This is a genomic window from Paenibacillus sp. An7 (assembly GCF_009870785.1).
GTDB lineage: Bacteria > Bacillota > Bacilli > Paenibacillales > Paenibacillaceae > Paenibacillus.
The window spans coordinates 1-1,188 of record NZ_WTWX01000067.1; the positions used below are offsets into that span (position 1 = coordinate 1).

At 31.7% G+C, this 1,188-nt stretch carries 1 protein-coding gene; it reads left to right on the forward strand.

The window, feature by feature from the left end; genetic code table 11:
- Positions 1–749: 749 nt before the first annotated feature.
- The gene (locus tag GQY27_RS21160) at positions 750–1,085 is read left to right on the forward strand and encodes a hypothetical protein (protein ID WP_160037241.1); all 336 of its coding nucleotides are present in this window, start codon (positions 750–752) and stop codon (positions 1,083–1,085) included.
- Positions 1,086–1,188 lie beyond the last annotated feature (103 nt).

Consider the following 1,188-nt stretch of genomic DNA (forward strand, 5'->3'; position numbering starts at 1 on the left):
ATGACAAAAGGCATTCAGAATGAATACATTCCGAATGCCTTTTGTCTACAATCTGTGAGAAGGTCTATCGACCTTCTTTTTATATTAGGATCAAAGTTCATTTTGATTTTTTTAGAGTAGTTGTGTACAGCAGGGAGCAGCTTGCCATTTGGCAACTGCTCCCTTTTATTAGGACAGCCTATGTGTTTCTTGTATTTTAACTGAATTCTAGATGTAAATTTCTGCATTGTGATTGGAGGTTATTATCCTATATAGTTAATGCTTCCATCCTGCCTAGCGAAACCATAAATAACAACATTCAAGATTATCAGGCACATATGATCGTTTAAGATCCTACAAAATCCATCGGATATTTCTTATGCTTAATTAGCTATATGAGGAGGTGAAATTTATGAGAGAAAAAATAAATTCATGGTCTTTCTTTCTTTCAATAATTTGTTTAGTTTCGTATTTAGCAATGCCATATTGGATAGAAATCTATAGACATATCCATATGATATCCGTTCCAGACGCCTTTAATATTGTTTACATTCTTTCGTTAACAACTTTAATACTTGGAATAATAGGACTAACAGGTAAGAAAAATTTAAAGTCTATTTCAAGAGGAACAGTAACTATCTTAATCACATTCTGCATAACAGGATTTCTGAGCTTCTTAATGTGGATACAACAATCGTTCTTATTTTAATGAAGTAATCATTTATCAAAGTCATTATAATAAAAAAATACATAAAATTGGAGGCTACTGTTTGAAGGTTAACCTTAGTGTAATTAGTTATGTAGCTTATCTATTAGTTATATCAACCACATCATTCTTATTTTACTGGGTATTTAAGATATGGATAGCAATGGGACGATTCACAGCAGCAGATGCCCCACCAGGTGACATTGGTGCAACAGAAAAAGTATTTTATAGTTTCGTTATACCGATTGGGTACTTTGCTATCATGACCTTACTTTCATTTGTTTTTCGTCGCTACTTAATAAAATATTCAGTTAATCTGAAAACAATATTTATACTTGCAATAAATGTACTCATTACTGTTTACTTAATAGCACAATTCACAATCTTTTCTTTTAGTTAATTTCTATAGGAGCCGAATGATTGATTTTATTAGAGATAACTCATTAAGCTCCCTCGAAATGATTTAAATAACTCACTCTGGCTCATGAATTCGCAGGATTTCT